The following is a 6,442-nucleotide window of genomic DNA, read 5'->3' on the forward strand; positions in this document are numbered from 1 at the left end:
CGTGGCCTGCAAGGAAAGCGAGATGGCGGAGTTCGAAGTGTCGATCTCCGACCTCGAGTACAACTGGTACCTGCATACGGTGTGATGGCTGGATAAAGCTGCAACGGAGGCTTAACCGATGAACGAGCGCGCAGGGCGGCTGCCCCTGATTGGTGTGAGTGCTTGCCGCCAGCAACTGGGCAAGAACTCGTCGCATACCGTGGGCGACAAGTATGTCGAGGCGGCCGGTTTTGCCGGATTGCCGCTGATTCTCCCGGCCCGGGACGTCGCAAGCGACCCGAACCTTGTGCTGGAGCATCTGGATGGCATTCTTTTTACCGGTTCGCCTTCTAATGTCGAGCCGCATCATTACAATGGCGCCCCCAGCGCGGAAGGCACCCGCCACGACGTGTTTCGTGACCGGCTGACCCTGCCGCTGCTGCAGGCCGCGATTGCCAGGGGTGTGCCGGTGTTCTGCGTGTGCCGGGGCTTCCAGGAACTCAACGTCAGCCTGGGCGGCACCTTGCACCAGCGTGTGCAGGAGCTGCCAGGCTACCTGGACCATCGCGAGTCGCAGGATGCGCCGCTGGAAGAGCAATACAGCCCCCGCCACCTGGTGACATGCCAGCCCGGGGGGAAATTCGAGCAGATGGGGCTGCCTGCCCGCTTCATGGTCAACTCGCTGCACAGCCAGGGCATCGATCGCCTGGCCGCCGGCCTGCGCGCCGAAGCCCTGGCTCCCGATGGGCTGATCGAAGCCGTGTCCATGGATGACGCCCCAGGCTTTGTGGTCGGTGTGCAATGGCACCCGGAATACCGCTTTGCCGAAAACCCGGTGTCGCTGCGCCTGTTCGAGGCGTTTCGCGAAGCCTGCATCGCCCATGCGCTACGCCGGGAGAAGGCCCTATGAGGTCACCCGGCTGAGCCGGCGATGCACTGCAACAAGTTTCATTGAGTGATAGCGGGCACCCCACGGGGGGCCCGGAAAATAATACCAATAGTGACGGCAACTACTCATGAGCGAACACAAAGCAGGCCTGTCCCCAGGTGTGGGCGGGCGATCCAAAGGGCTGGCCAAGGGCCGGCTCGGACTGCTGGCCAGCATCGTGCTGGGCATTTCCACTATTGCGCCGGTGTATACCCTCACCGGCGCCCTCGGCCCGACCGTACGCGAAGTCGGCGCCCACCTGCCGGCGGTGTTCATCGTCGGTTTCCTGCCCATGTTGCTGGTGGCGCTGGGTTATCGCGAGCTGAATGCCGCCGAACCCGACAGCGGCACCTCGTTCACTTGGTCGGTACGTGCCTTCGGCCCGATGATCGGCTGGATCGGTGGCTGGGGGCTGGTCACCGCCACCACCATCGTGTTGTCGAACCTCGCCGGTGTGGCGGTGGACTTCTTCTATCTGTTCCTCGGGCAGATCACCGGCAAACACGAGGTGGCGGCGCTGGCCGACAACCTGCTGGTCAATGTGACCACCTGTTGCGTGTTCATCGCCATGGCCGTGTGGATCTGCTGTCGCGGCATCGCCACCACCATGACCGTGCAGTACGGCCTGGTGGCGCTGCAACTGATCGTGCTGCTGGGTTTTGCCATGGCCGCATTCGGCGGGTCGTCGGAGGCGCCGCCGCTGACCTTCGAGATGGACTGGTTCAACCCGTTCGGGGTGGAGTCGTTCTCGGCCTTCACCGCCGGCCTGTCGCTGTCGATCTTCATCTTCTGGGGCTGGGACGTGTGCCTGAGTATCAGCGAAGAATCGGTGGGCAGCGATGACGTACCGGGCAAGGCAGCGACCCTGACCGTGCTGCTGATTCTGGGCCTGTACCTGGTGACCGCAATTGCCACCCTGCAGTTTGCCGGCATCAGCGATATCGGCCTGGGCCTGGGCAACCCGCGTATCCAGGAAAACGTCTTCGCCCACCTGGCCGGCCCGGTGATGGGGCCACTGGCGATCCTGATGTCGATCGCGGTGCTGGCCAGCACCGCGGCCTCGTTGCAGTCGACCTTCGTTTCGCCGGCGCGCACGCTGCTGGCGATGGGGTACTACGGCGCAGTGCCGGAGCGTTTCGCGAGCGTCTGCCCGCGTTCGAAAACCCCGCGTTATGCCACCATCTGTGCCGGCGTGGCCGCAGGCGTGTTCTACGTCACCATGCGTACCCTGAGCGAGAACGTGCTGGCCGACACCATCACTGCCCTGGGCATGATGATCTGCTTCTACTACTCGCTGACCGCGTTCGCCTGCGTGTGGTACTTCCGCCACAGCCTCACCGACAGCCTGCGTCACTTCCTGATGCGCGGCCTGTGCCCGTTGCTGGGCGGCGGCATTCTTTCGGTGATTTTCCTGCAGACAGCCTATGACAGTGCTTCGCCGTCGTTCGGCAGCGGTTCGCATGTAGGCGGGTTGGGGCTGGTGTTCGTGATCGCGATGATCATCACCCTGCTGGGCCTGGTGCTGATGATGCTGTCGCGCCTGCGTGCGCCGGCGTTCTTCCTGGGCATGACCCTGCGCCGTCACGCAACGGTGCCCGGCCGCGGTTAAGCGGCCGGGGCACGCTGCTCAGGCAAGCAGTTGCCTGAGCAGTTCGCTGTGACGTTGCTGCTGCTGGCCGCGCTGCAGGCGGTTGGCACGGAACACCGCCTTGAGGTCGTCCAGTGCCGTGGCGAAGTCGTCGTTGATGATGACGAACTCGTATTCGTCGTAATGCACCATCTCGCTGACCGCCTCGCGCATGCGCCCTTCGATGATCTCGTCGCTGTCGGTGCCGCGGTTGGTCAGGCGCTGGCGCAGGGCCTGCTGGCTGGGCGGCAGGATGAAGATCGAACGCGCCTCGGGCAACAGCTTGCGCACCTGCTGTGCACCCTGCCAGTCGATTTCCAGGATCAGGTCATGGCCCTGGTCAAGGGTCTGCTGCAGTGCGCTGCGCGAGGTGCCGTAGCAGTTGCCGAAGACTTCGGCCTGCTCCAGGAAGTCGCCCTGGGCGATCATGCGGTCGAACTCGGCGCGGTCGACGAAGTGGTAGTTCACCCCGTCATGCTCGCCCGGACGCATGGCCCGCGTGGTGTGCGAGACCGACACGCGAATGTGGTTGAGGTCGTCGGTGAGCGCCTTGACCAGGCTGGTCTTGCCGGCGCCCGAAGGGGCCGAGACGATGAAAAGGGTGCCGCTGCTGTGGGTCATGGTAGGGGTGGCCTTACTCGATGTTCTGTACTTGTTCACGCATCTGCTCGATCAGAACCTTGAGGTTGACCGCCGCTTGGGTGCTGCGTGTGTCAAAGGCTTTGGAGCCCAGGGTGTTGGCTTCGCGGTTGAGTTCCTGCATCAGGAAATCCAGGCGCCGGCCGGCGGCGCCGCCCGACGTGAGCACGCGGCGCACTTCGGTGACATGCGTGCTGAGGCGGTCGAGTTCTTCGGCCACATCGCTCTTCTGCGCCAGCATCACCATCTCCTGCTCCAGACGCTGCGGGTCGAGTTCGGCCTGCATGTCGGCAAAGCGGTCCAGCACCTTCTGGCGCTGGGCGGCGAGCATCTGCGGCACCAGGGCGCGCAGGGTGGTGACTTCCTCGCTCATGCTGTCGAGGCGCTCGTTGATCAGTCGGGCGAGTTCCGCGCCTTCGCGGTTGCGGCCGTTCTTGAGCTCCTTGAGGGCCTGTTCGAACAGGCCCATGGCCTCGGCATTGAGCGCCTGCGGGTCGCTGGCATCGGCCACCAGCACGCCCGGCCAGGCCAGCACCTCGAGCGGGTTGAGGGGGCCGGGCTGCTTGATCAGGCCGGCCACGGTCTCGGCGGCGGCGACCAGCTGAGCGGCACGCTCGCGGTCGACCTGCAGCGGCTTGCCGGCGTTCTCTTCATTGAAGCGCAGGGTACATTCGACCTTGCCGCGCGACAGGCCCTGGCGCAGGGACTCGCGCACCGCGCCTTCGAGGTCGCGCAGGGCTTCGGGCAGGCGCAGGTGCGGCTCGAGGTAGCGATGATTGACCGAGCGCAGTTCCCAGATCAGTGTGCCCTGGGTCCCGGCCTGCTCGACGCGGGCGAAGGCGGTCATGCTGTGCACCATGGGAAGTACCTCGCAGATTAGGGAGCAAGCCGACAGCCTGCAAAGGCGCAGGATTGTAACGCAGTGCGGCGCCGGCTCCCAATGCGCTGATGCTACAAAGCAGCGGGCAGGGCGCCGCAAATACCGGGCGGCGCGGCCAGATCGGGGCTTGTGGCGTGGTGCGCCGATGATCGGCTGGCCGTGCATTTGGCCGCAGGCATGTCCACCGAGGGGCCTGTAGCCCTATAATGCCGGGCAGATTCATATCCAGTACAGGTAGCCCAAATGAAACGTCCAAGTGGTCGCGTTGCCGATCAGCTGCGCTCGATCCGCATCACCCGCAACTACACCAAACACGCCGAGGGGTCTGTACTGGTCGAGTTCGGAGACACCAAAGTCATCTGCACGGTCAGCGTCGAGAACGGCGTACCGCGCTTCCTCAAAGGCCAGGGCCAGGGCTGGCTGACCGCCGAGTACGGCATGCTGCNNAATCCAGCGCCTGATCGGCCGCTCGCTGCGCGCCGCGCTGGACATGAGCAAGCTGGGCGACATCACCCTGTACGTCGACTGCGACGTGATCCAGGCCGATGGCGGTACCCGTACCGCGTCGATCACCGGTGCCATGGTTGCGCTGGTCGATGCCCTGCGCGTGGTCAAGAAGCGTGGCGGCCTGAAGGGCGGCGACCCGGTCAAGCACATGATTGCGGCCGTATCGGTCGGCATGTACCAGGGCGTGCCGGTGCTCGACCTGGACTACCCGGAAGATTCGGCGGCCGAAACCGACCTGAACGTGGTGATGACCAGCGCCGGTGGTTTCATCGAAGTCCAGGGCACCGCCGAAGGGGCTCCGTTCCAGCCTGAAGAGCTCAACGCCATGCTGGCGCTGGCGCAGAAGGGCATGACCGACCTGTTCCAACTGCAGCAGGCCGCGCTGGCGGACTGATCGGGAGTCGTCATGGCCGAGCCGTCCAACACGCCGATGCCCGGTGATGCAGCCCGTCATTGGGGCATGTTGTGCCACCTGGCGGCGGCTGCCGGCATGGTGGTGCCGTTCGCCAACCTGATCGCGCCGCTGGCCTTGTGGTGGTTCAAGCGCGGCATCGACCCGTACGTCGACGCCCAGGGCAAGGAGTCGGTGAACTTCCAGCTGACCATGACCCTGCTGGGCATGGTGTGCGTGGTGGGGTTTACCGTACCGATGGCCAAGCTGGCGCTGACCATCATCTCGCTGGGGGTGGCGGTACTGATCGTCATTGCGGCGGTCAAGGTCAAGCAGGGCAAGGCCTTTCGTTATCCGTGGGCCTGGCGTGTGCTGACCTGACATGCTTCGTCGGTAAGACCGGCTCCTACGGCGGTTGCGTTGACCCGGTAGGAGCCGGCCTTGCCGGCGAAAGGGCCCAAAGGCCAGATACGAAAAAGCCGACACGCAGTCGGCTTTTTTGTGGCTGAGCGATCAGATCGTCAGCGTCCAGTCATAGTCCACGATCAGTGGCGCATGCTGGGAGAAGCGTGGCTGACGCGGCAGGCGAGCGCTTCGTACGAAGCGGCGCAGGCCCGGGGTCAGCAGCTGGTAGTCGAAACGCCAGCCCAGGTTGAGCATCTCGGCCTGCTCGTTGTCCGGCCACCAGCTGTACTGGTCGCCCTCACGGCTGACTTCGCGCAACGCATCCACATAGCCCATGTTGCCGACGATCTCGTCCATCCAGGCCCGCTCTGGCGCCAGGAAACCCGGCGACTGCTGGCCGTCGCGCCAGTTCTTCACGTCGAGCTTCTGCTGCGCCACATACAGCGAGCCGCAGTAGATGTACTCGCGACGCTTGCGGCGCTGCTTGTCCAGGTATTTGCCGAAGTCGTCCATCAACTTGAATTTCTGGTTGAGGTCTTCGTCACCGTTCATGCCCGAAGGCAACAGCAAGGTGGCAATACTGACTTTGTCGAAATCGGCCTGCAGGTAACGCCCGTAGCGATCGGCTGTCTCGAAGCCCAGGCCGCTGATGACTGCCTTGGGCTGCAAACGCGAGTAGAGTGCCACGCCGCCTTGGGCTGGAACTTCTGCATCGCAGGCATAAAGGAAGTAGCCATCGAGCTGGAAAGCTGGGTCGTCGAGTTCAAAGGCCGAGGCGCGGGTATCCTGAAGGCAGATGACGTCGGCATTCTGGGCTTGTAGCCAGCTGAGCAAACCACGCTCGACTGCAGCCTGAATGCCATTAACGTTCACACTGATGATCCGCATAAATGGCCCCAAAAATCTCGTGCGTGTATGATACCCGAGCTGTACTCATTTAGCTAAATCTGTGGTAGCCGGGACTCTTCATGCAGCCGTATCAGCGCGAATTCATTCGTTTTGCCATCGATCGTGGGGTTCTGCGCTTCGGTGAGTTCACCCTCAAGTCGGGCCGCATCAGCCCGTATTTCTTCAACGCCGGCCTGT

The 6,442-nt window shown here is 63.9% G+C and carries 7 protein-coding genes and 2 pseudogenes; 6 read left to right on the forward strand and 3 right to left on the reverse strand.

The features are described from left to right. The 3 genes from B4I46_RS06765 to B4I46_RS06775 form a co-directional block, all read left to right on the forward strand. On the forward strand, positions 1 to 85 hold an 85-nt coding region (locus B4I46_RS06765), incomplete at its 5' end, for a hypothetical protein (protein ID WP_286899242.1). A gap of 33 nt (positions 86 to 118) precedes the next feature. Further along, positions 119 to 889 (forward strand): gamma-glutamyl-gamma-aminobutyrate hydrolase family protein, encoded by a 771-nt coding sequence (locus tag B4I46_RS06770; RefSeq protein ID WP_286899229.1) that lies wholly within the window; start codon positions 119 to 121, stop codon positions 887 to 889. Positions 890 to 995: 106 nt separating this feature from the next. Further along, positions 996 to 2,516 (forward strand): APC family permease, encoded by a 1,521-nt coding sequence (locus B4I46_RS06775; protein ID WP_043861573.1) that lies wholly within the window; start codon positions 996 to 998, stop codon positions 2,514 to 2,516. An 18-nt stretch (positions 2,517 to 2,534) separates the two neighbouring features. On the opposite strand, the gene gmk is transcribed toward B4I46_RS06775, so the two are convergent. Beyond that, positions 2,535 to 3,155, reverse strand: a complete 621-nt coding sequence (gene gmk, locus B4I46_RS06780) for a guanylate kinase (protein WP_286899232.1) — start codon at positions 3,153 to 3,155, stop codon at positions 2,535 to 2,537. A 13-nt stretch (positions 3,156 to 3,168) separates the two neighbouring features. After that, positions 3,169 to 4,032, reverse strand: a complete 864-nt coding sequence (locus B4I46_RS06785; RefSeq protein ID WP_043861575.1) for a YicC/YloC family endoribonuclease — start codon at positions 4,030 to 4,032, stop codon at positions 3,169 to 3,171. 264 nt (positions 4,033 to 4,296) lie between these two features. Between B4I46_RS06785 and rph the strand changes: the two are divergent. Together rph and B4I46_RS06795 are read left to right on the forward strand one after the other, a co-directional pair. After that, positions 4,297 to 4,954, forward strand: a pseudogene (rph, locus tag B4I46_RS06790) (ribonuclease PH). A gap of 12 nt (positions 4,955 to 4,966) precedes the next feature. Continuing rightward, positions 4,967 to 5,332: a DUF4870 domain-containing protein gene (locus B4I46_RS06795; RefSeq protein ID WP_286899236.1), complete on the forward strand. Its 366-nt coding sequence runs from the start codon at positions 4,967 to 4,969 to the stop codon at positions 5,330 to 5,332. A 132-nt stretch (positions 5,333 to 5,464) separates the two neighbouring features. Here the strand turns inward: B4I46_RS06795 and B4I46_RS06800 are convergent, their stop codons facing one another. Beyond that, a complete protein-coding gene (locus tag B4I46_RS06800; protein ID WP_043859862.1) occupies positions 5,465 to 6,244 on the reverse strand; it encodes an exodeoxyribonuclease III in 780 nt (259 codons plus the stop codon). Between the two features lie 80 nt (positions 6,245 to 6,324). Between B4I46_RS06800 and pyrE the strand changes: the two are divergent. After that, positions 6,325 to 6,442: pseudogene (pyrE, locus tag B4I46_RS06805) on the forward strand (orotate phosphoribosyltransferase); the annotation flags it as partial.

Source organism: Pseudomonas sp. UBA7500, from assembly GCF_002478435.1.
GTDB lineage: Bacteria > Pseudomonadota > Gammaproteobacteria > Pseudomonadales > Pseudomonadaceae > Aquipseudomonas > Aquipseudomonas palmensis.

Coding starts and splice junctions, on each gene's coding strand:
- B4I46_RS06770 (WP_286899229.1), top strand. CDS start 119: ATGAACGAGCGCGCAGGGCGGCTGCCCCTGATTGGTGTGAGTGCTTGC.
- B4I46_RS06775 (WP_043861573.1), top strand. CDS start 996: ATGAGCGAACACAAAGCAGGCCTGTCCCCAGGTGTGGGCGGGCGATCC.
- gmk (WP_286899232.1), bottom strand. CDS start 3,155: ATGACCCACAGCAGCGGCACCCTTTTCATCGTCTCGGCCCCTTCGGGC.
- B4I46_RS06785 (WP_043861575.1), bottom strand. CDS start 4,032: ATGGTGCACAGCATGACCGCCTTCGCCCGCGTCGAGCAGGCCGGGACC.
- B4I46_RS06795 (WP_286899236.1), top strand. CDS start 4,967: ATGGCCGAGCCGTCCAACACGCCGATGCCCGGTGATGCAGCCCGTCAT.
- B4I46_RS06800 (WP_043859862.1), bottom strand. CDS start 6,244: ATGCGGATCATCAGTGTGAACGTTAATGGCATTCAGGCTGCAGTCGAG.